We start from the raw sequence: 20891 nt of genomic DNA, 5'->3' as shown, positions 1-20891 counted from the left end.
TACGCAACGATTGCTTTCATTTTCTCTGGTAAATTGCTCATTTCTTTTCCTCCTTGATTCAAATCTTCTTCGTCACTTTTTTAATTTACTTCTGTAAACCTCTTTTACATAAGTGTATTTCTTTTTTCTATTTTTGTCAATTATCACAAATTTACTATTATTTTTTTCATTTTTTATGCACTTTGCACTATCATTGTCCATCTAATTTTGTGATATACTTCCTTTAAGAACGAATTTGAATGAGGTGCGATTATGAGTCCAATGACAACATCTGATGTAAAAAAGAATAACAAGCAGGCACTTCTCCGCCATATTTATGAAAACGAATCCAGTCAGCAACAGGTTTTATGTGAATTGCTGCATCTGAGCCGTCCGACCGTGATCAATCTGATCCGTGAGTGTTCCGAAGAAGGGCTGATCGAGAAGAGCGGCTATTACAAATCCACCGGCGGACGAAAAGCGAATGCGATCATATTTATCCCGGATTCTAAGATCTCCATCGGTGTCGAGTTACTGCAGGACTCTTATGAAATTACGGCAATTGACCTGTACGGGAATACGATCTGCACGGCATGGTATGAAATTGGTTTTGTCAACGAAGATTCTTATTTCCGGAATATCTGTAACAGCATTACACATTTTATTAACGGAAATAAAATTGACCATAAAAAAATCCTTGGAGTCGGCATTGTACTCCAGGGACTGATTTCTGCAGACGGAACGACTGTCACTTACGGTAAGATTTTAAATTGTACAGGACTTCATATTTCTGTATTTACAGATCATCTTCCGTACCCGTGCAAATTTTTCCACGATGCGGAAGCTGCCGCGCAGTTTGAACTGTGGTCTCATCCTTCTTTGAAGGACTTCATTTACCTGAATATCCGCAGTCATCTAAGCGGTGCACTGATTGTAAACCGTAGCTCTCTTAAAGGCACAGATCTGAAGAGCGGTGTCTTTGAACATATGACTCTGATTCCGAATGGCCGCCCATGTTACTGCGGCCGACGTGGCTGCATGGAAACTTACTGTTCTACACAGCCACTTATTGACGTGACCGGGCATCTGCATACATTTTTTGAAGAGTTAAGAAAAGGCAACCGTACTTGTCAGGAATGTTGGAATACCTATCTCCTGAATCTTGCGGCTGCCATTAATAACCTGCGTATGTTTATTGATTATCCGGTACTGATCGGCGGTACGCTCTCTCCGTATCTTACGGAAGAAGATATCGATACTCTGCACCGTTATGCATCTGAAAAATCTGCCTTTCCTACGGAACAGCGTTTTATCCGTCAGGGGCAGAATCAAAAAGCGCTCCGATGCGAGGGCGCCGCGATCAGTTATGTCAAAGAATATCTGCATGAAATTATGAATCTGTAGTCTCCCTCACAAGTTCTTCCAGATAACTGTCCGTAGCTCTGCCGTATCATAATAATAGCCCGGTGTTACATCTACCGGAAGCCATCCCACACCGTCAAAATAAACTTCCGCCCATGCATGCATATCTTCTCCCGACAACAGCTCATGTCCGTCATCGCTCTGCGCAATCTGATTATCCGACAGATAATATCCTTCCACATACCGCGCCGGGATCCCATGTGTCCGGAATGATTCCACTGCTGCGGAAGCATACAGCATTGCATTTACGGAATGTGACTCATTAAGGAACGAATCCAGCGGATTAAAATTTTTCTCCTTAAGCCAATCTCACGGACTTCACTGTTAGTCTGAAAATTCATCTGTATAATTTCATTATAAAATGCCGGAGTCTTTCTCTTCTCATTCTGAAAGAGAAAGACTCCGGCATTTTATTTCCTATTATTCCATTTTATGCTTTTCCTGTTTTCTTATTAGAAACTACATCGAAAATTACAGCAGCAAGAAGTACAACTCCTTTTACTACATACTGCCACTGATCCGGCAGTCCGTAAATTGACATTCCCTGATTGATAACACCCAGCAGAACGGCACCGACCATAACTCCTCCGACAGTTCCTGAGCCACCATATGCAGAAGCTCCTCCGATGAAGCAAGATGCGATGGCATCCATCTCATATGTATTTCCCATGTTTCCATCTACAGAACCGATTCTGGCAGCTACCAGCAGACCAGACAGACCAGCCAATGCACTCATCAGGAAGTAAGCCCAGAAATACACTCTTCTAGGATCAATTCCTGAAAGCTTTGTCGCCTTCTCATTTCCACCAACTGCATAGAAATAACGTCCAAATACAGTAGATGAAGTAACAAAAGCGAAGATAATGACAACTGCAAGAATCCAGAGTAACATAACCGGAATTCCTTTGAACTGTGAAAGTTTCCATCCATATATAACAATTAATGCATCAATAATGATCAATTTGATTAGCATGGAAATAAATGGTTTCGTTTCATAGCCATGTTTTTTCTTTCCATAATAACTAAAGAGCATACAAGCAGCAATAACTACTGCAACAATTACTGCAACGATCAGAGAGGAAGTACATGCTCTTGGTTTTTCACCTGGCATTCTTAAGTATGAAGAGAAAATATCCAGGAATTTTTCATTTGTAATACCACATGTTTTGGAATCCAGTACCGCACGTGCCAGACCTCTGTATAAGAACATACCTGCCAGTGTACAGATAAACGGAGGAACATGGATATATCCAATTAAAATACCCTGAAACAGTCCGATAACCAGTGCAGCAGCCATTGCCATTATGATCGCAACAACCGGTGATTTACCGGACTGCAATGCTGTTGCTGCCAGCGCAGCGGAGAGACATAAGGTTGCTCCTACTGACAGATCTACGTTACCACCTGTTAAAATACATAAAAGCATTCCACATGCCATTACCATTACATATGCGTTCTGCAAAAGCAAGTTGGAGATATTCTGTGCAAGAATCAGTCTACCCCCTGTCAATACTGTAAAAAATATAAATACAATAACCAATGCAATAACCATGGTATATTGTTTTAATGTTGACTTCAGTTTCATGCCGTTACCTCCTTAGTTTTCCTTTTCATCATTTGAGGAAAGAATCTTATCCATGATTCGCTCCTGCGTTGCTTCACTGGCTTCTAACTCTCCCACCAGTCTTCCTTCGTTCATAATATAAATTCGATCACACATTCCAAGAAGTTCCGGCAGTTCTGAAGAAATCATAACAACTGCTTTGCCTTCTTTTACCATTTCATTCATAATGCAGTAAATCTCATATTTTGCTCCTACGTCAATACCTCGTCCCGGCTCATCCAGGAATAAAACATCCGGTTCTGCGAACATCCATTTTGACAGGAGTACTTTCTGCTGATTTCCTCCTGACAGGTTACCGGCTTTCTGGAAAATCCCCGGTGTCTTTGTACGCATCCTTTTTACATACTCTTCGGCAACTTTATTCTCTTTATCTACATCGATCACACCAAAGCGATTAGATATTTTTTCCATTCTTGCCATTGTTGTATTCCGTGCAATTGTGTCACTTAGAATCAATCCGTTTGTTTTCCGGTCTTCCGTTGCATATGCCAGTCCATGTAAAATTGCATCTTTTTCATTTTTCAAATGAACTTCTTCACCTCGGATAAACTCCTGTCCGGAAATATGGCTTCCATAATTTTTTCCAAATAAAGACATTGCAAGTTCTGTTCTTCCGGCGCCCTGAAGCCCGGAGAATCCTACAATCTCTCCTCTGTTTACATGAAAGTTCACATGATCTACCATACATTTTTCTGTATAAACCGGATGATAAACAGTCCAGTCTTTCGCCTCAAAAAGTACTTCATCACTAATGTTATGCTCACGCTGTGGATAACGGTTGGACAATTCTCTTCCGACCATTCCCTTGATGATTCGTTCTTCATCTATGTTGTGATCTTTATTATCCATAGTTTCGATTGTTGATCCATCACGGACTACCGTAATCTTATCAGCAACATAAGCAACTTCGTTCAATTTGTGGGTAATGATGATCGCCGTCATTCCCTCTTCTTTAAATTTTAAAAGCATGTCCAGAAGCATCTTGGAATCTTTTTCGTTTAAAGATGCTGTAGGCTCATCCAGAATCAGAAGTTTTACATCTTTGGAAAGTGCTTTTGCGATCTCAACCAGTTGCTGTTTTCCGGTTCCGATGTCTTTGATCAACATGGAAGACTGTTCTTTTAAGCCTACTTTTTTCATATTTTCATCAGCCTGTTTGTACGCTTCATTCCAGTTAATTTTTCCGAATCTGTTTTTTCGTTCATTTCCAAGAAACATATTCTCCGCAATTGTCATTTCAGGAATCAACGCAAGTTCCTGGTGGATAATTACGATTTTTTTGTCCTCACTGTCATGAATATTATGGAACTGACAAACTTCTCCATTATATACAATATCTCCGGTGTATTCCCCGTAAGGAATCGTTCCGGAAAGAACATTCATAAGCGTTGATTTTCCGGCACCATTTTCACCGACCAGTGCATGAATCTCTCCTCTTTCGACTTTGAGATTTACATTGTCAAGCGCTTTTACTCCCGGATAAAGCTTTGTAATGTTCTTCATTTCCAGAATATAATCAGCCATCTCTTTCTTCCTCCCGTCTCATCAGGTTAATTTGCATTCTTCGGATATCCCTTCTTATCCAGTTTGTAATATCCTGTATCAATCAATTCTTTTTGAAGATTATCTTTTGTGACAACCACCGGAGTCAGCAGGTAAGACGGAACAACCTTTTTACCGTTATCATAAGTCTTTGTATCATACTTACATGAAAAATCCCAGTTGGCTTTTTTTATCAAATCCGCATCTGGTTTTTCTCCATTTAAGATTGCTTTTCCTACATCAATGGCTACTTCTGCTTCATTTGCTGATGTTTTGTAAATAGTCATCGTCTGTTTTCCATCTACAATCTTTGCAAGATTGGCTTCGTCCGCATCCTGCCCGGTAAGCAGTACTTTATTATCTCCGGCATAGTCCGAATCAATTGCCTGAAGTACTCCTAATGCTGTTGCATCATTGGAACATACCACTGCATCCAGTTGTTTTCCTTTGGAATAGTTAGATCCTAAAATATTCTGGAATCTGGTCATCGCAGTTGCCGTATCCCAGGCTTTTGTTGCAACCTGATCAAACTTTGTCTGTTTAGAAGGAACTTTCAGGATTCCTGCATCCAAGTAAGGTTTTAATGTGTCATAAGCACCATTAAAGAAATATGTCGCATTATTGTCTGCCGGATCACCTGCTGTAAATTCAATGTTATAACTCTTTGATTTGTCCTTCAGATCCAGTCCGAATTTGTCAATTACAAATTGTCCCTGCATCTGTCCAACCTTGTAATTATCAAAGGAAACATAATAATCAATTGCATCCGATTCACGGATCAGACGGTCGTATGCAATTACAGGAATTCCCATATCCTTTGCATCTCTTAATACTTGCGTCATAGACTCACCGTCGATCGTTGCTACCAGAAGCAGATTCACATCATCTGCGATCAGACTTTCTATATCCTTTACTTGCTGATCGATCTTGTTATCCGAATAAGTAAGCTCTACATTATACCCGGCATCTTCGAACTTCTTTTTCAGGTATGCACCATCACGGTTCCATCGTTCCAGTGTCTTTGTCGGCATCGCAATTCCAACCGTCTTCTTTCCATCATTCTTCTTTGGTTCCATGATGCCGCTGCATGCGGTAAGCGAGAAGACCATTGCTACTGCCAGCAGTCCTGACAATATTCTTTTCACCTTCATCTCGTTCCTTCCTTTCTTTTTACTACTTTTGTAATTACTTATGAAATTATTTTTGTAAAACAACTTTCATAAGTAGAATATACCTGTATTCTACTTTTTTTTCAATAGCTTTTCGTTTTTTTGTTAAAAACAAACAATATCTTTTTTATTTTTTGTGCACTTTATATAATCAAAAAATATGCTGGAGCCTTTCGTACTCCGACACATTTTTATATATTTTCTATATATTCATTTGTAAAATGCCATGCGACACCCATCATGACAGCCCGTCTTGGGTATTGACCTATCTTAATATATTCTGCATCTTCCCCGAAAATACTCAGATCAGCAACCATCTCTTTTAATTTCCCCATATATGGCTGCAAATAGTATGACAGAAAACCGCCAAGTACAACATCACAGTCGAATGCGAGTCTTAAATTATTAATACCGACTGCCAGATGTTCCAGAACATCCTCCCAGATTTTCTGATATTCCGGATTATCTTCCAGATCTTCAAAGAATTTATCTATCGTGATTCCCAGCTCTGTGCTCAGTCTCAGTGCACTGCAGTAGGCTTCCAGACATCCTCTCTTTCCGCAGTTGCAGATCTTCCCATTAGATTCTACTTTCATGTGTCCAAACTCAGCACTTCTGTGTGAAACTCCGTAAAAAGGTGCTCCATTTAAAAAAATAGCTCCCCCTACTCCTTCTTCCAGAAATAAATACACAAAATCCTTCTTTTTCTCTTCGGCATCCCGCGAAAGCCATTCTGCGACGCCACCACTAATTCCGTCATTTTCAAAATACAGCGGATATGGAATTTTTTTACGGATCTCTTCTATACGAAAATCTTTTAGTTTTATTGTTGGTGAAAGTATTAGATTCTTGGTATTTTCATCAAATACTCCTGGTATTGTAATTCCGACTCCCAACAGGCGTTTCCGGTCTACATGATTTTCTGTGAGAAATACTTCAAGCTGTTCTTCTGTAATCGCAAATACATCTGAATCTGTCTGATACTCCAGATCTATCTCCTTATATGCCAGTACATTCTGCTTCAGATCCGAGAGCAGAAATTTGAGTTGATTTGCTGACAGCGACACACCAAGCGCCATCTTAATATCCCCCTTTGCCACATAAGCTGCCGGTGGTCTTCCTCCCTGGGATTCTCTGATTTCTGCCATTTCTACCAGACCGGCCTCTTCTAACTCCAGAAGATTCTGGAGCACTGTTGGACGGCTGACATTCAGTGCATTTGCAATTTGCTGCTTGCTGACCGGTTCTTTGGAATAAAAAATATAGCGGTAGATATCATTTCTCATCTGCCGTCTTCTTTCTGTTGCCACAGGTTTTAACTTTTCCAAAACTATATCCTCCCTGTTGTATGACTGCAATTTATTATATACTCCGCAAAAAAACGTGTCAACTTGTCCATTGCAGCCTAGGAGAACGTCCTTTACAGGTGTATCGTTGAAATGTCACATATTTTCTGCAACTTTACAAAGCCGCGATTAATTTATCAACCTCTTCTTCTGTGCTGCTCCAGCTTGTACAGAAGCGCACGCAGATACGTTCTTCATCTACTACATGATCAAATTCATAAGTAAACTCTTCTGCAAGTTCGTCTGCCTTTTCATTTGTCAGAATTACAAATAACTGATTTGTAGGGCTGTCCATGTACAGTGGGATCGAAGCATCGGCAAATCCCTGTTTCAGTTTTGCTGCCAGATCATCTGCATGTTTTGTAAGTTCAAAATAAAGTCCATCTTTAAACAATGTATAGAACTGCACACCGAGCAGCCAGCCTTTCGCAAGAATTCCACCGCTCTGTTTCATGTAAGTGCGGAAATGGTCGCGCAAGTTTTTGTTTACAATTACAAGTGCTTCTCCAAATAAAGCGCCGCACTTCGTTCCACCTATGTAAAATACATCCGCGATCCGTGCAAGATCTTCCAGCGTCACATCACATGCACTGCATGAAAGCCAGTAACCAAGTCTTGCACCGTCCACATACAGATACATATTATACTGATCGCATACTTTTCGAATCTCTAAAAGCTCTTTCTTACTGTAGATAGTTCCATATTCGGAAGGCGAAGATAGAAATACAATCTTCGGAGCAGTCAGAAATTCCACCTGTCCGTGATCGTAATAATGTGCGGCTGTCTCTCTGACTGCTTCTGCCGTTAATTTTCCTTCTTTCGCAGGAACTGACAATATCTTATGTCCGGTATGTTCAATAGAACCTGCCTCATGGTGATTGATATGTCCGTTTTCTGCACAGATCACACTCTCATAAGGACGTAAGGCAGCAGTCATTACGGTAATATTCGCCGGTGTTCCCCCAACCATAAAATGAATATCTACATCTGCACCGCCAAGATATTTCCGGATCTCGTCGGCTCCTTTCTGACACCACTCATCTTCTCCATATCCCGCATAAGATTCTGTATTGATCTCACCAATCGCCTGAATAATCGCATTATGCGCGCCATGATTGTAATCATTGTTAAAACGTATCATTTGAAAACCTCCTGTTAAGTTTTGTGCTATTTCACTTTTATAACATATTCCTCAAACAAGTTCAACAGAAACTTGTTTGTATCATATTACTCAAATAAGTTAAGTTCAAACTTATTTATAACATATTAATTAAACAAGTTTCATATAAAAAAGAGTCCGCATAATGCGAACTCTTTTTACACTCAGTGTATGAAAACTCAAAATTATTTAAGGTTAACTTCTGCACCTTCACCCTCAAGTTTAGCTTTGATTTCCTCAGCCTCAGCTTTAGAAGCGCCTTCTTTAACTACCTTCGGAGCTCCGTCTACTAATTCTTTAGCTTCTTTTAATCCAAGTCCTGTGATCTCACGAACAACTTTGATTACTTTAACTTTAGAAGATCCAGCAGATACTAATTCTACGTCGAACTCATCTTTCTCTTCTGCTGCTCCTGCTCCGTCAGCTCCTGCTGCTGCAACTACTACACCTGCTGCTGCAGAAACACCAAATTCTTCTTCACATGCTTTTACTAAATCATTTAACTCTAATACTGATAACTCTTTGATTGCATCAATAAATTCAGCTGTTGTTAATTTTGCCATTTTATTATCCTCCATTTTTTAATATTTGTTATAATTGATTACTCCTCTGTCGGAGCTTCTTCTGCTGCTTCTTCAGCCGGAGCAGCTTCGCCTCCCTGCTCTGCGATCTGATTAAGAACACGAGCAAGATTGGTGATAGGTGACTGTAAGCTTCCAAGTAACTTGGACAGTAACTCTTCTCTTGAAGGAACTTTGGAAAGTTCTGTAAGTCCTGCTACATCGTAAACTGTACCTTCAACAACACCAGCTTTTAATTCAAGTGCTTTTGCATCTTTTGCGAATTTGCAAAGGATTCTTGCAGGAGCTGTAGCGTCATCTTTAGAAATTGCGATAGCGCTTGGACCTTCCAAGTGTTCATCTAAAGCTGCAAAATCAGTTCCTTCAAAAGCTCTTTTCATCATTGTGTTTTTACAAACTTTGTAGACGATACCAGCTTCTCTTAACTGTTTACGAAGAGCAGTGTCCTCTGCAACAGTCAGTCCACGATAGTCAACTAAGACAACGCTTGCTGCATCTTTGATATCTTCTGCAATAGCCTGTACGATTGGTTGTTTTAATTCAACTTTTGCCACGAATGGTGCACCTCCTTATAGATTTTGAGTTTTACACCGCCGATAGATAAAAAATAAAACCTCTACATCCTAAGACATAGAGGTTGTAAAGTCATACATTTTGTATCGATCTTTCCTCGGTAGGCGTCTGAATCTCATCCTTACATTCTTGCGAATACCTACTGTCTTCGGCAGTCCTTGAACAGATTATCACACCTGCATGTATTTGTCAATACTTTTTTGTGTTTATCCGTTATTTTTTATGACCATTTTTATAATCTGTTTTCACGATCTGTTTTACGCAGATTTTCTCTCTATTTTAAAGGACTTTCTCTGGTCATAACCATCCAGAAACTCTCCCATACGTTTCATCGCATCAGAGAGAACTTCTGCCTGTGGAAGCATAACCAGACGGAAGTGATCCGGTCTGTGCCAATCAAATCCGCTTCCCGGTACAAGCAGAATATTTGTCTCATGAAGCAGATCACTTGCAAACTGCTTGTCATCCGTAATGTGGAACTTATCTACATCCATTTTCGGGAAGATATAGAATGCACTGTTGTTCTTTACAAATGAAAGTCCGTCAATCTTCTCAAGCTCACGGATCGTTGCTTCTCTCTGCTCGTAGATTCTTCCACCCGGGCGAACCATGGACATCGGTGTCTCCATATCATCAAGTGCAGCCGGGATAACAATCTGTCCCAGTGTATTTGCGCACAGACGAAGAGATGTAAGCTGTACGATTCCCTGTTTGTAATCTTCTGTCAGTGCTCTCGGTCCGCTGATGATCATCCATCCACATCTGTATCCACACAAGCAGTGGGATTTGGAAAGTCCGTTCAGCGTTACCATCGGCACATCATCCGCAAGTGATGCGATCGATGTATGCTCCAGTCCGTCCATTACAAGGCGGTCGTAGATTTCATCGGCAAATACCATGATTCCGGCTTCTCTTGCGACTTCAACGATCTGTTCCAGAATCTCTCTTGGATATAACATTCCAGTCGGATTATTCGGATTGATCACAACGATTGCTTTTGTTCTGGATGTGATCTTAGAACGGATATCGTCGATATCCGGATACCAGTTTGCCTTCTCATCGCAAACATAGAACACCGGTTTTCCTCCTGCAAGATATACAGAATTTCCCCAAATTGAATAACTCGGTGTCGGTACAAGCACTTCATCGCCATCATTTAAAAGTGGCATTAATGCAAACGAAACAACCTCACTGACTCCATTACCAATAAATACATCATCAGCTGTTACGCCTTTGATTCCTTTTGATCTGTGATATGAGCTAATCGCTTCACGGGACTGCGGCATCCCCCTGAAATCACAATAGCCTACCCCATCAGCTGTGTGATGCTCCAGCGCATCTTCAATGCTCTTCGGCTGTTTAAAACCAAATGTTGCCGGATTACCGGTATTCAATTTCAGCACGTCGATTCCCTTTGCCTGCATGTTCATAGCTTCAACAAATAATGGTCCTCTGATATCTGAGTGTACATGTTCCATTCTCTTTGCTCTTAAGATTTTATTCATTGTATTCCCCACCTTTATATTTTATATCATTATTTGTTTATCTTTCTCTTGTTGCTATTATCATAACGCAGTAGTATACTATATTCAAATATTTATAATTATATAAATGTTATATCACTTTAACTATAAGGAGTATTTTATGTTTACGTGGAAGAAATATATTTATGAAGTTTACAGAGAAAAGAGCTTTTCAAAAGCCGCGCAGAACCTTTATATCAGCCAGCCTTCTTTAAGCGCCCGTGTAAAGAAAGTAGAGAAAGAAATCGGGTTTCCTTTGTTCGACCGCAGCACCAGCCCACTGCAGCTTACAGAAGTCGGGGAAGTTTATATAAAAGCTGCGGAAGAGATTTTCCAGATTGAGCAGCGGGTGGAAAATTACATCAACAATCTGACTACACTGAAAACCGGAAGTCTGTCGCTTGGCGCCAGCACGCTCTTCGCCGGTTATGTTCTGCCACCGATCGTCACAGATTTTAAGAAAAAATTCCCTGACGTTGACATCCAGATCACAGAGGGAAATACAACGCTTCTGGAATCTTTGCTCAGCAATAACTCCGTTGACTTCGTAATCGACAACTATCATTATGACAGTACACTTTACAGCCGTGAACTCTACTGCATGGAAAATATTTTTCTCGCTGTCCCACGTCATTTCCGCGAAAACGAAAAGCTTGAATCATACCAGTTATCTCATGAATCAATCCAAAACAAGGACTATCTGAAAGGTACCTGCCCTGCTGTGCCACTGGAACATTTTTCAAAGCTTCCTTTTATCACTCTTGCACCGGGAAATGACACAAGGATCCGTGCAGACAGGCTGTGCCGCGAAGCAGGCTTTCATCCACATATTATTCTGGAACTGGATCAGCAGTCCACCGCCTACATGGCTGCATCCACACAGCTCGGTGCCACATTTATTAGCGATATGCTTGTAAGACAGCTCCCGGCATTTGAGCATTTCGTTTATTACAAATTAGCCGGTGACAGCGCCCACCGTCAGGTTTATTTCTACTACAAGAACCACAAATATAAAACAAGAGCCATGGAAGAATTTCTCTCCATGACTCATCTTCAGAATCTGCCATCTGCATAATTGCCGACTTCATTGCTGTAGCAGAAAGCTACTATACAAAAACAGGCTTGCAAATACTTCATAATAGACTTTGCAAGCCTGTCAGCTTTAATATTCCGTTCTAATGAATCCATCCCTGCTGGAATGCTTTTTCTTTATTATATGCGTACAATTCAGCATACGTTGCATATACATATGGATATACATAGAAAACACCTGCAATTCCACATGTTATAATAGTTAAAATATACCAACCAATAAAGGACAGTCCCAGCATAAATGCATTTGCTTTCTCTCCGTCCATCATCTGTTTACTCAATGCAAATGCCTCTCTACTGTCCATACCCGGATTTTCCGCAAGAATATACGGAACCATCAGGTATTCAAAACTCTTTACAATCCCCGGAATGATCAGCAGTAATGTCCACAGGAAAGTATATAAGTCTTTCAGAAACATTGTCTTTACAATATTCAGATAATTGCCAGACTTGAATCCGTCAAAAATTGTTCCGACTGTCGGCGCTGAATCTCTGTTCTGGATAAAGAAGCGGTCTCCACCAACTTCCATTACATTACTGACAAATAAGCTAAACAATACTGCAAGGATAGCTACTACTCCCAAGATGCTGACTGCCATTCCTGCAAGCCCTGTTGGAATGCTCATAATGTAGTCTGTAGCAGATGTTGAACCCGAAAATGTATTCGTCGCCAGGCTCGACACATCTGATGCATTACTGGCTACAGATGTGCCACCCCCTGTAAGTAAACTAACCACAAGCGTTGCTCCGACACACGGCCAGTAATTTCTACGGAAAGCATTCTTTCCATTCATTTTCAATTCTGTGTTTAAATACATAACCCTCGTCCTCCTTCTCATCTTCAGTATGCAGAAACGCTGCAAGCTGTTACATTCTGAAAGATAATCCCATCTTACTATCTTTCGACACGAAACACAAGGCTCTTCATAAATTCTTAATCTTTCCTTCAACGCTAAAACAAAAAAGAGCCTTCGCTCCGCGGATGAACACTTCATCCGTTTTGCAAAGACTCCATGATATTATTCTGCCTTTAATTAAGCAAGTTTCATTGGGTTAACCTTAACACCAGGTCCCATTGTAGATGTCAGAACAACACTCTTTAAGTACTGTCCTTTAACAGCTGCTGGTCTTGCTTTGTTAATTGCATCGATAAGCGTCTGGAAGTTGTCCGCAAGTTGTTCTTCAGTAAAGGATGCTTTACCTACTGGCACATGGATAATGTTTGTTTTATCAAGTCTGTACTCAATCTTACCGGCTTTGATTTCCTGAACAGCTTTTGTAACGTCCATAGTTACTGTACCAGCCTTCGGGTTCGGCATAAGTCCTTTTGGTCCAAGTACACGACCAAGACGACCAACAACACCCATCATATCTGGTGTAGCTACTACTACGTCAAATTCGAACCAGTTCTCGTTCTGGATCTTCGGAATAAGTTCTTCTCCTCCAACATAATCAGCTCCAGCTGCTTTAGCTTCTTCAGCTTTAGCATCTTTAGCAAATACTAAGATACGAACTTTTTTACCTGTTCCGTGTGGCAGTACAACTGCTCCACGAATCTGCTGGTCAGCGTGACGTCCGTCACATCCGGTTCTGATATGAGCTTCGATTGTTTCATCGAATTTTGCTACTGCAGTTTTCTTTACTAATGCTACTGCATCAGCAGCATCATACAGAGTTGCTCTGTCGATTGCTTTTGCAGCTTCAACGTATTTCTTTCCTCTTTTCATTCTAAATAAACCTCCTTGTGGTATTATCGGGAAAACCCTCCCACTTATTCTTCAACTGTTACACCCATGCTGCGGCAAGTTCCTGCGATCATGCTCATAGCAGATTCAACAGATGCAGCATTTAAGTCCGGCATCTTAAGCTCAGCGATTTCCTGAACCTGTGCTTTTGTAATAGTAGCAACTTTCTTCTTATTCGGAACGCCTGATCCAGATTTGATGTTGCAGGCTTTCTTAATCAGAACTGCTGCCGGTGGTGTCTTTGTGATGAAGCTGAAGCTTCTGTCATTATAAACAGTAATTACTACAGGGATGATCATATCTCCCTGATCTGCTGTCTTAGCGTTGAACTGTTTTGTAAATTCAACGATGTTTACACCGTGCTGACCAAGAGCTGGTCCAACCGGTGGTGCCGGAGTTGCTTTTCCAGCAGGAATCTGTAATTTAATGTAACCTTGTACTTTTTTTGCCATTTCAATTACCTCCTTGTGGTGATTGCGGGACTTACGTGTACCCTCCCACATCTTCTTCTAACTTTCGTAATGGGTACAGAATAAATCTCTGTGCTCTTACATCTTTTTAACTTCTGCGAAACCAATTTCTACCGGCGTTTCGCGGCCGAACAGTTCAACATTGATCGTCAGGCTCTGCTTCTGCGGGTTAATCGTCTGAATAACACCAACAGTGTCAGCCCATGCTCCGGCAATAACCTGAATGGTATCTCCTTCTTCAAAATCTACCACAATGTTGTCCTGTGCAATTCCAAGTGGAGCCATCTCAGCGTCTGTAAGCGGAACCGGTTTTGATCCAGGTCCGACAAATCCCGTTACTCCTCTTGTATTACGCACAACATACCAAGTGTCGTCATTCATGATCATATGAATGAGCACGTATCCCGGAAACATCTTCTTCTGAGTTGCTTTCTGCACTCCGTTCTTGAGTTCCACTACATCCTGCATCGGAACACGAACCTCCAGGATCTGATCTTCCAGATGTCTGTTTTCAACTGTCTTATCAATGTTGGCTTTTACTTTGTTCTCATACCCTGAATAAGTATGAACTACATACCATCTTGCTTCTGACATAATCTCACCTTTCCTGTTCGTTTCTTAATTAGCCAAGATTGACTAATATATCGATACCATGCTGTACCAGGAAATCAATCAGTGCAATAATCGCGCCCAGAATTGCCGAAGTGATAACAACGGCTGCCGAGTGTTTCACAAGTGTCATCTGATCTGGCCACACGATCTTTTTGAATTCACTGCTAAGACCTTTAAACCAGCTTTTTTTCTGAGTCTTTTCACTCATGACATTCACACTCCTTCTTGGCGATTATTTTGTTTCCTTGTGCAATGTGTGTGACTTACAGAATCTGCAGTATTTCTTTGTTTCCATGCGCTCCGGATGAGATTTCTTATCCTTTGTCATGTTGTAGTTACGCTGCTTGCATTCTGTACATTCCAATGTGATTCTTGTACGCACAACTTCCACCTCGCTTCATATTTCTTAAGTTAACGTGTTGCTGGCAGTTTGCGAGACTGCCTCGTCTTTTTTAGGCATAAAAAAAAGACCTACTTCCATTCGCCATCATAGTGTACCATACACCAGGTGAAAAAGCAAGCCTTTTTCTTCTATTATGAATGTTTTCCTATATGATATTCTCTCTTCATAGCCCGCATGATCGTTCTGGATGCCACATCAACGATAAGGAATCCAAAAGCAATTGCCAGACATGTTTCAAACAATACCATCGTCTCGCTGATTGCCATTGCTTTATCATTGCTGGTGATTCCATACATCATATAGTAGAGATTCGGTCCGGGAATCAGCGGGAACACAGACGCAGTCAGGAAGATCGTTGACGGCGCGCGGTTGACTCTCGACATGATAAATGCAAAAAATCCTACGAATACGGCTCCCAGTAAGGTTGCAATAAAGTTACTCGGTCTGATCGCATATACTCCGGCATAAATCGCCCAGGTAAAGAAAGCACCTACTCCGGAATACCACACCTGTCTCCCACGGATCTTAAACCAGAATGCAAATCCAATACAGGCAATCGTACAGGATATCAGCTGGATTGGTATACTGTGATTTAAAATAAAGCCTTCCGCTGATACACCTTTCAGCATGATCATCGCAAGCGCCGTACCGAATGCAATTCCTGCAGCTCCCAGCATCGAATTCATGATATTGATCGTTCCGGAAATGAAATCTCTCTGCAAAAGCTCCCGGATACCGTTCGTTGTGCCAAGTCCACTGATCAGCAGCATAACGATGCCGATCATAATCCTCTCCGGATGACTTCCAAGCCCCATCCGGACAGACTCTATAATGATCACTTCTGATAAAAAAGACAGGATCAGGTTGTAAATCATCAGATTCTCTTCTCTTCTGCTTAACCATCCGCCTACAATAACGATCATCAGCGATACGATCACTGCAACGATTGCATCCGCAAAATTGCATCCAAAGAACACGGCAAATCCGGTTCCGCCCATCACGGCAGCAAAATACTTCGTATATGGTTTCTGCTGTGGTCTTCTCATAACTTCCAGATATTTTTCCCGAAGTTCCTTGTCGTCCGGTTTATTTTGGCAAACATATCTGCACAGATTATTGAGATAATCCAGTCTGTCAAAATTCGTATCTGTCGATTCGATATGACGGATCTGTGTAAGGATCTCTCCATCCGGCGTCTCCACCGTGATCTGAATGTTGCTTGGTATAACAAATACATCATATTTTACAAAACCATAACTCTTACATATTCTATATAAACTGTCATCTATTCGGAAGTTCTCAGCCCCACTCATCAGCATAGCTTCTCCGATATCAAGGATTCCCTGTAGCAATCTCTGATAATCCATTGCATTTCCTCCCTTTCTCAAATAAATCTCTCTATTTTATAATCCGATTTTACCGTATAAATCTAGCACATTTATAACTATTAGACAATAGTAATCAATGATTAACATTTATTGTTTTTATCTATAAACAATTTTCGCTATATTGTCTCTTTTTTCACAAAAATTTTAGTAAAAACATTGCAATACAATTGCGTCTGATAGCAAAAAATTGTATAATTATTTTATCGAGTAAGAAAGAGAGGGCTCACTATGAAACATAATAATATGTTAGCAATGATTTTAGCTGGTGGCAGAGGATCCCGACTGCATGAGCTGACTAACAAAGTGGCAAAACCAGCCGTATCTTACGGTGGCAAATATCGCATTGTTGATTTCCCGCTCAGCAACTGTGCCAACAGTGGAATAGATGTTGTAGGTGTCTTAACACAGTATGAATCCATTCTTCTAAACAGTTATGTAGCTGCAGGTCGCCGCTGGGGACTTGACGCAAAAGAAAGCGGTGTCTATGTACTGCCTCCTCGCGAGAAAGCAGACACCAATCTGGATGTTTACCGCGGTACTGCCGATGCGATTTCACAGAACATTGATTTCATCGACACATACGATCCGGAATATGTACTTGTTCTTTCCGGCGATCACATTTATAAGATGAATTATGCGAAGATGCTGGAAGAGCACAAGGCACACAATGCCGATGCGACAATTGCAGTTATCCAGGTCCCGATGAAAGAAGCTAGCCGTTTCGGCATCATGAACACAAACGAAGAAGGACAGATTATAGAATTCGAGGAGAAACCGGAAAAACCGAAGAGTAATCTGGCTTCTATGGGAATTTACATATTTAATTGGAAACTTCTCCGTAAGATGCTGATTGCTGATATGAAGGATACGGATTCCAGCCATGATTTTGGTAAAGATATTATCCCTACATTATTAAATGATGGCAAATATCTTTATGCATACAAGTTCAAAGGGTACTGGAAAGATGTCGGAACGATCGATTCTCTCTGGGAAGCTAATATGGATCTTCTGGATGCCAACAACGAACTGGATCTGGGCGATCCGACATGGAAAATCTATACCGAGGATGTTACAGCTCTTCCTCAGTATATCGGACCGGATGCCGACATCACCCGCGCATTTATTACACAGGGCTGTATGGTAGACGGCGAAGTGAAAAATTCTGTCCTTTTCACCGGTGCAAGAGTCAACCCTGGTGCAAAGGTCATCGACAGCGTACTGATGCCGGGCGTAGAGGTTGAAGAAGGCGCTGTTATCACCCGCGCACTTGTCGCAGACGGTGTTAAGATTGGCAAAGACGCCGTTGTAGGAAGCGCAGACAGCGAACATATTGAACTTGTGTCCAAGCGCGTAAAGGGGGTTGAATAATATGGCAAAAGCATTTGGAATTGTAAATTTTGCGGGAAACCATGTCCGCGTTGAAGGATTGCAGAGTTATCGTCCGGTCGCAGCAGTTTCCTTTCTGGGAAGATACCGTGTTGTAGACTTTCCTATTTCAAATATGAGTAATAGCGGCATTGACCACATTCAGGTTTACGTAAGAAGAAAGCCACGTTCTCTGAACGACCATCTTGGAACAGGAAGACATTACAACATTAACTCTAAGCGTGGACGTTTACATACTTTATTTTCTATGACCGGCAACGAACAGGATCTTTATAATAATGATATTGCAGCATTTTACGATAATATGGAATGTATTGAATCAGAAGATTTCCCATATGTTGTAATCGCTCCAAGCTATATGATCTACTGTCAGGATTATACTGATCTGATTGAGACACACATTGAATCCGGTGCTGATATTACAATGTTATATCACACAGTTGACAATGCCAAAAGCGCTTTCATCAACTGTAATGTTCTGAACCTGAACAAGCAGAAAGGCGTACTGGACATGGAGCCGAACCGTGGAACAGCAAAGACACGAAATATCTCCATGGATACTTATATAATGAAGAAAGAGCTTTTCATTGAACTGATTCACAAAGCGAAGAAAACTTCTTCCTCATATACACTTGCAGATATCATTAACATGGAATGTGGCGAACTTGATATCCGTGGTGTTTCCCACAGAGGTTATTTTGCTGCAATCTCTGATTTTGGAAGTTATTATAATGCAAATATCTCTCTGATTGATTTTAAGACAGCAAGAAGCCTCTTTAGTAAAGACTGGCCAATTTATACACGTACAAACGATTCCGCACCGACACATTATTTTGAAAGTGCAGATGTAAAAAATTCTGTTATTTCCAACGGAAGCTCAATTGAGGGAACGGTTGAACATTCTGTTATGGGACGTGGTTGCCAGATTGAAGAGGGCGCTGTCGTGAAGAATTGTGTTGTTCTTTCCGGCGTCAAGATCGGCAAAGGTGTTCATGTTGAGAATATGGTCATCGACCGCAATGCCAAACTGATCCATACACCAGAGATTATTGCGGATCCGGGTCATCCAGGATATATCAAACGCGGTGATACTTTATAACATAATACCAGTGTCAAAAAACTGAAACTACGATGTACTTTTCTAAAACTGAGACATTCACCTCCTGCCGGAGAAATTCTGGCAGGAGATTTTTTATTCCTGTATATTTTCCCCAATTTTACAAATCCTATATTATACTACAAAGAAAGGATGACAACCTATGAATAAAATGTTTTGTTTTCAATGCCAGCAGACCGCTCACAATACCGGCTGTGAAGGAAATGCCGGCGTCTGTGGCAAAAAATGTGGCACTGCAAATGCGCAGGATGCACTCACAAACGCTCTGATTGGTCTTGCCCGCGCAGTAAATAAAAAGACACCTTCTGAACAATCTGACCGACTCGTGCTGAAAGGACTTTTTACAACGATCACAAATGTGAATTTCCATGAAGACAATGTGCGCAAACTGACACAGGAAATACAGGCGGAAAGAAATGCGATCGATGCTTCCGCAGAAGAATATGACATCCGAAATATCTGGGAAAATCATGAGGATATCCGCTCTTTGAAATCTCTGATCCTCTTCGGACTGCGCGGCATGGCTGCCTATGCTTATCATGCACTGGCGCTTGGCTACACTGACCGGGATGTTCTGAATTATTTCTACGAAGCGCTTGCTGTTCTCGGTGAACCGTCAGATACTAGTAAAGAAAACTTCGAAAGACTTCTCTCCTACGTCCTGAAAACCGGAGAGGTCAATTACCGATGCATGGAGCTTCTGGACAAAGCCAATACGGAAAGCTATGGAACTCCCGTTCCAACTGAAGTTCCACTTACGATTGAAAAAGGACCTTTTATTGTTGTAAGTGGACACGATCTTCACGATTTGAAATTGCTTCTGGAACAGACAAACGATACGGGCATCAACATTTATACACACAGTGAAATGCTGCCTGCCCACGGCTACCCGGAGCTTAAGAAATATCCACATCTGAAAGGAAATTTCGGAACTGCATGGCAGAACCAGCAATTTGAATTTCACAACATTCCGGCACCAATCCTGTTCACAACAAACTGCCTCATGCCGGTAAGACAGAGCTACTGCGACCGTGTATTTACCACCTCCATCGTCTCTTACCCAGAACTTATCCACATCGGAGAAGAGAAAGATTTTACACCGGTTATTGAAAAAGCACTGGAATGTGGCGGTTACGGTAAAGACCATCCGATGTACGGCGTCAATGGCGGCAATACTGTTATGACCGGATTTGCGCACGGCACTGTCTTAAAAGAAGCCGGCAGGATCATTAATCTTGTAAAAAACGGGAAAATCCGTCATTTCTTCCTGATCGGTGGCTGCGACGGTGCGGCTCCGGGGCGGAACTACTACACCGAATTTGCCAAAAAGACACCTTCCGATACATTGATTCTCACGCTTGCCTGCGGCAAGTACCGGATCAATGATCTGCATCTGGGCGAAATAGACGGACTTCCCCGTATTATGGATATGGGACAGTGCAATGATGCTTACAGTGCGATTCAAGTAGCGCTGGCTCTCGCCGATGCCTTTCACTGCAGCGTCAATGAACTGCCCCTGACTCTTGTATTGTCATGGTATGAGCAGAAAGCGGTCTGCATCCTGCTCACACTGTTATATCTTGGTATCCGGAATATCCTTCTCGGGCCTACACTCCCTGCATTTGTCTCACCAAATGTTTTGGAAGTATTAAAAGAAACGTATCAGCTGACACCAATTTCCACACCAGAGGCAGATCTGAAACGCATCCTCGGATAGTATTGCTTCTTCGGAATTCGCCTAAGCAAAAACCTCCTGCCAG

General features: G+C 41.5%; 21 protein-coding genes and 1 other annotated feature. Of the genes, 5 read left to right on the top strand and 16 right to left on the bottom strand.

All coding sequences use genetic code 11. The features are described 5' to 3' along the window. The first annotated feature begins 252 nt into the window (after positions 1 to 252). Positions 253 to 1383 (top strand): ROK family transcriptional regulator, encoded by a 1131-nt coding sequence (locus DXC04_RS04740; RefSeq protein WP_118660169.1) that lies wholly within the window; start codon positions 253 to 255, stop codon positions 1381 to 1383. Positions 1384 to 1389: 6 nt separating this feature from the next. Here DXC04_RS04740 and DXC04_RS04735 read toward each other — a convergent pair whose 3' ends face one another. The 9 genes from DXC04_RS04735 to DXC04_RS04695 form a co-directional block, all read right to left on the bottom strand. Next, on the bottom strand, positions 1390 to 1680 hold the full coding sequence (locus DXC04_RS04735) for a transglutaminase-like domain-containing protein (RefSeq protein WP_278336571.1): 291 nt from the start codon (positions 1678 to 1680) through the stop codon (positions 1390 to 1392). 151 nt (positions 1681 to 1831) lie between these two features. Beyond that, on the bottom strand, positions 1832 to 2986 hold the full coding sequence (locus DXC04_RS04730) for a sugar ABC transporter permease (RefSeq protein ID WP_021861525.1): 1155 nt from the start codon (positions 2984 to 2986) through the stop codon (positions 1832 to 1834). 12 nt (positions 2987 to 2998) lie between these two features. Continuing rightward, positions 2999 to 4549, bottom strand: coding sequence for a sugar ABC transporter ATP-binding protein (locus DXC04_RS04725; protein WP_021861524.1), 1551 nt, complete (start codon positions 4547 to 4549; stop codon positions 2999 to 3001). Between the two features lie 26 nt (positions 4550 to 4575). Next, positions 4576 to 5718, bottom strand: a complete 1143-nt coding sequence (locus DXC04_RS04720) for a substrate-binding domain-containing protein (RefSeq protein WP_117537727.1) — start codon at positions 5716 to 5718, stop codon at positions 4576 to 4578. A gap of 209 nt (positions 5719 to 5927) precedes the next feature. Beyond that, positions 5928 to 7064 carry an ROK family transcriptional regulator gene (locus tag DXC04_RS04715; protein WP_021861522.1) on the bottom strand — a complete coding sequence of 379 codons (1137 nt, stop codon included), beginning with the start codon at positions 7062 to 7064 and terminating at the stop codon, positions 5928 to 5930. A gap of 133 nt (positions 7065 to 7197) precedes the next feature. Then, a complete protein-coding gene (locus DXC04_RS04710) occupies positions 7198 to 8223 on the bottom strand; it encodes a threonine aldolase family protein (protein ID WP_021861521.1) in 1026 nt (341 codons plus the stop codon). A 203-nt stretch (positions 8224 to 8426) separates the two neighbouring features. After that, positions 8427 to 8804: a 50S ribosomal protein L7/L12 gene (rplL, locus tag DXC04_RS04705; protein WP_021861520.1), complete on the bottom strand. Its 378-nt coding sequence runs from the start codon at positions 8802 to 8804 to the stop codon at positions 8427 to 8429. A gap of 38 nt (positions 8805 to 8842) precedes the next feature. Then, positions 8843 to 9376 carry a 50S ribosomal protein L10 gene (gene rplJ, locus DXC04_RS04700; RefSeq protein ID WP_021861519.1) on the bottom strand — a complete coding sequence of 178 codons (534 nt, stop codon included), beginning with the start codon at positions 9374 to 9376 and terminating at the stop codon, positions 8843 to 8845. Between the two features lie 44 nt (positions 9377 to 9420). Beyond that, positions 9421 to 9565, bottom strand: a sequence feature (ribosomal protein L10 leader region). An 87-nt stretch (positions 9566 to 9652) separates the two neighbouring features. After that, positions 9653 to 10900: an aminotransferase class I/II-fold pyridoxal phosphate-dependent enzyme gene (locus DXC04_RS04695; RefSeq protein ID WP_118660167.1), complete on the bottom strand. Its 1248-nt coding sequence runs from the start codon at positions 10898 to 10900 to the stop codon at positions 9653 to 9655. A gap of 139 nt (positions 10901 to 11039) precedes the next feature. Here DXC04_RS04695 and DXC04_RS04690 point away from each other — a divergent pair, with 139 nt between their 5' ends. Next, the gene (locus tag DXC04_RS04690) at positions 11040 to 11993 is read left to right on the top strand and encodes a LysR family transcriptional regulator (RefSeq protein WP_021861517.1); all 954 of its coding nucleotides are present in this window, start codon (positions 11040 to 11042) and stop codon (positions 11991 to 11993) included. Positions 11994 to 12093: 100 nt separating this feature from the next. Here DXC04_RS04690 and DXC04_RS04685 read toward each other — a convergent pair whose 3' ends face one another. From DXC04_RS04685 to DXC04_RS04655, 7 genes are all read right to left on the bottom strand, one after another. After that, the gene (locus DXC04_RS04685) at positions 12094 to 12828 is read right to left on the bottom strand and encodes a DUF975 family protein (RefSeq protein ID WP_021861516.1); all 735 of its coding nucleotides are present in this window, start codon (positions 12826 to 12828) and stop codon (positions 12094 to 12096) included. Between the two features lie 216 nt (positions 12829 to 13044). Beyond that, positions 13045 to 13737, bottom strand: a complete 693-nt coding sequence (gene rplA, locus DXC04_RS04680; protein ID WP_021861515.1) for a 50S ribosomal protein L1 — start codon at positions 13735 to 13737, stop codon at positions 13045 to 13047. A 44-nt stretch (positions 13738 to 13781) separates the two neighbouring features. Next, a complete protein-coding gene (rplK, locus tag DXC04_RS04675) occupies positions 13782 to 14207 on the bottom strand; it encodes a 50S ribosomal protein L11 (protein ID WP_021861514.1) in 426 nt (141 codons plus the stop codon). Positions 14208 to 14303: 96 nt separating this feature from the next. After that, complete coding sequence (gene nusG, locus DXC04_RS04670) at positions 14304 to 14819, bottom strand: transcription termination/antitermination protein NusG (protein ID WP_021861513.1); 516 nt, start codon at positions 14817 to 14819, stop codon at positions 14304 to 14306. 28 nt (positions 14820 to 14847) lie between these two features. Continuing rightward, positions 14848 to 15045, bottom strand: a complete 198-nt coding sequence (secE, locus tag DXC04_RS04665) for a preprotein translocase subunit SecE (protein ID WP_021861512.1) — start codon at positions 15043 to 15045, stop codon at positions 14848 to 14850. Between the two features lie 24 nt (positions 15046 to 15069). Next, positions 15070 to 15219, bottom strand: coding sequence for a 50S ribosomal protein L33 (gene rpmG / locus DXC04_RS04660; protein WP_117537725.1), 150 nt, complete (start codon positions 15217 to 15219; stop codon positions 15070 to 15072). A 152-nt stretch (positions 15220 to 15371) separates the two neighbouring features. Then, on the bottom strand, positions 15372 to 16607 hold the full coding sequence (locus DXC04_RS04655; RefSeq protein ID WP_021861511.1) for a threonine/serine ThrE exporter family protein: 1236 nt from the start codon (positions 16605 to 16607) through the stop codon (positions 15372 to 15374). 249 nt (positions 16608 to 16856) lie between these two features. On the opposite strand from DXC04_RS04655, the gene DXC04_RS04650 reads away from it, so the two are divergent. From DXC04_RS04650 to hcp, 3 genes are all read left to right on the top strand, one after another. Next, positions 16857 to 17996, top strand: a complete 1140-nt coding sequence (locus DXC04_RS04650) for a glucose-1-phosphate adenylyltransferase (protein WP_021861510.1) — start codon at positions 16857 to 16859, stop codon at positions 17994 to 17996. Between the two features lies 1 nt (position 17997). Next, entirely contained in the window at positions 17998 to 19113 is a 1116-nt protein-coding gene (gene glgD, locus DXC04_RS04645; protein WP_118660165.1) for a glucose-1-phosphate adenylyltransferase subunit GlgD, read from the top strand. A gap of 169 nt (positions 19114 to 19282) precedes the next feature. Continuing rightward, positions 19283 to 20848: a hydroxylamine reductase gene (gene hcp / locus DXC04_RS04640; protein ID WP_334294652.1), complete on the top strand. Its 1566-nt coding sequence runs from the start codon at positions 19283 to 19285 to the stop codon at positions 20846 to 20848. The last annotated feature ends 43 nt before the right edge of the window (positions 20849 to 20891 follow it).

The organism is Dorea sp. OM07-5, from assembly GCF_003481355.1.
GTDB lineage: Bacteria > Bacillota > Clostridia > Lachnospirales > Lachnospiraceae > Dorea_D > Dorea_D hominis.
The sequence above is the reverse complement of the archived record's forward strand: the minus strand, read 5'-3'. Positions and strand labels throughout refer to the sequence as shown.

What these genes read in the sequence shown, in the direction of transcription:
- DXC04_RS04720 (WP_117537727.1), bottom strand. Translation starts at nt 5,718, where the DNA reads ATGAAGGTGAAAAGAATATTGTCAGGACTGCTGGCAGTAGCAATGGTC.
- DXC04_RS04695 (WP_118660167.1), bottom strand. Translation starts at nt 10,900, where the DNA reads ATGAATAAAATCTTAAGAGCAAAGAGAATGGAACATGTACACTCAGAT.
- DXC04_RS04710 (WP_021861521.1), bottom strand. Translation starts at nt 8,223, where the DNA reads ATGATACGTTTTAACAATGATTACAATCATGGCGCGCATAATGCGATT.
- rplL (WP_021861520.1), bottom strand. Translation starts at nt 8,804, where the DNA reads ATGGCAAAATTAACAACAGCTGAATTTATTGATGCAATCAAAGAGTTA.
- DXC04_RS04655 (WP_021861511.1), bottom strand. Translation starts at nt 16,607, where the DNA reads ATGGATTATCAGAGATTGCTACAGGGAATCCTTGATATCGGAGAAGCT.
- DXC04_RS04650 (WP_021861510.1), top strand. Translation starts at nt 16,857, where the DNA reads ATGAAACATAATAATATGTTAGCAATGATTTTAGCTGGTGGCAGAGGA.
- secE (WP_021861512.1), bottom strand. Translation starts at nt 15,045, where the DNA reads ATGAGTGAAAAGACTCAGAAAAAAAGCTGGTTTAAAGGTCTTAGCAGT.
- DXC04_RS04740 (WP_118660169.1), top strand. Translation starts at nt 253, where the DNA reads ATGAGTCCAATGACAACATCTGATGTAAAAAAGAATAACAAGCAGGCA.
- rplA (WP_021861515.1), bottom strand. Translation starts at nt 13,737, where the DNA reads ATGAAAAGAGGAAAGAAATACGTTGAAGCTGCAAAAGCAATCGACAGA.
- rplK (WP_021861514.1), bottom strand. Translation starts at nt 14,207, where the DNA reads ATGGCAAAAAAAGTACAAGGTTACATTAAATTACAGATTCCTGCTGGA.
- hcp (WP_334294652.1), top strand. Translation starts at nt 19,283, where the DNA reads ATGTTTTGTTTTCAATGCCAGCAGACCGCTCACAATACCGGCTGTGAA.
- DXC04_RS04730 (WP_021861525.1), bottom strand. Translation starts at nt 2,986, where the DNA reads ATGAAACTGAAGTCAACATTAAAACAATATACCATGGTTATTGCATTG.
- DXC04_RS04685 (WP_021861516.1), bottom strand. Translation starts at nt 12,828, where the DNA reads ATGTATTTAAACACAGAATTGAAAATGAATGGAAAGAATGCTTTCCGT.
- nusG (WP_021861513.1), bottom strand. Translation starts at nt 14,819, where the DNA reads ATGTCAGAAGCAAGATGGTATGTAGTTCATACTTATTCAGGGTATGAG.
- DXC04_RS04725 (WP_021861524.1), bottom strand. Translation starts at nt 4,549, where the DNA reads ATGGCTGATTATATTCTGGAAATGAAGAACATTACAAAGCTTTATCCG.
- DXC04_RS04690 (WP_021861517.1), top strand. Translation starts at nt 11,040, where the DNA reads ATGTTTACGTGGAAGAAATATATTTATGAAGTTTACAGAGAAAAGAGC.
- glgD (WP_118660165.1), top strand. Translation starts at nt 17,998, where the DNA reads ATGGCAAAAGCATTTGGAATTGTAAATTTTGCGGGAAACCATGTCCGC.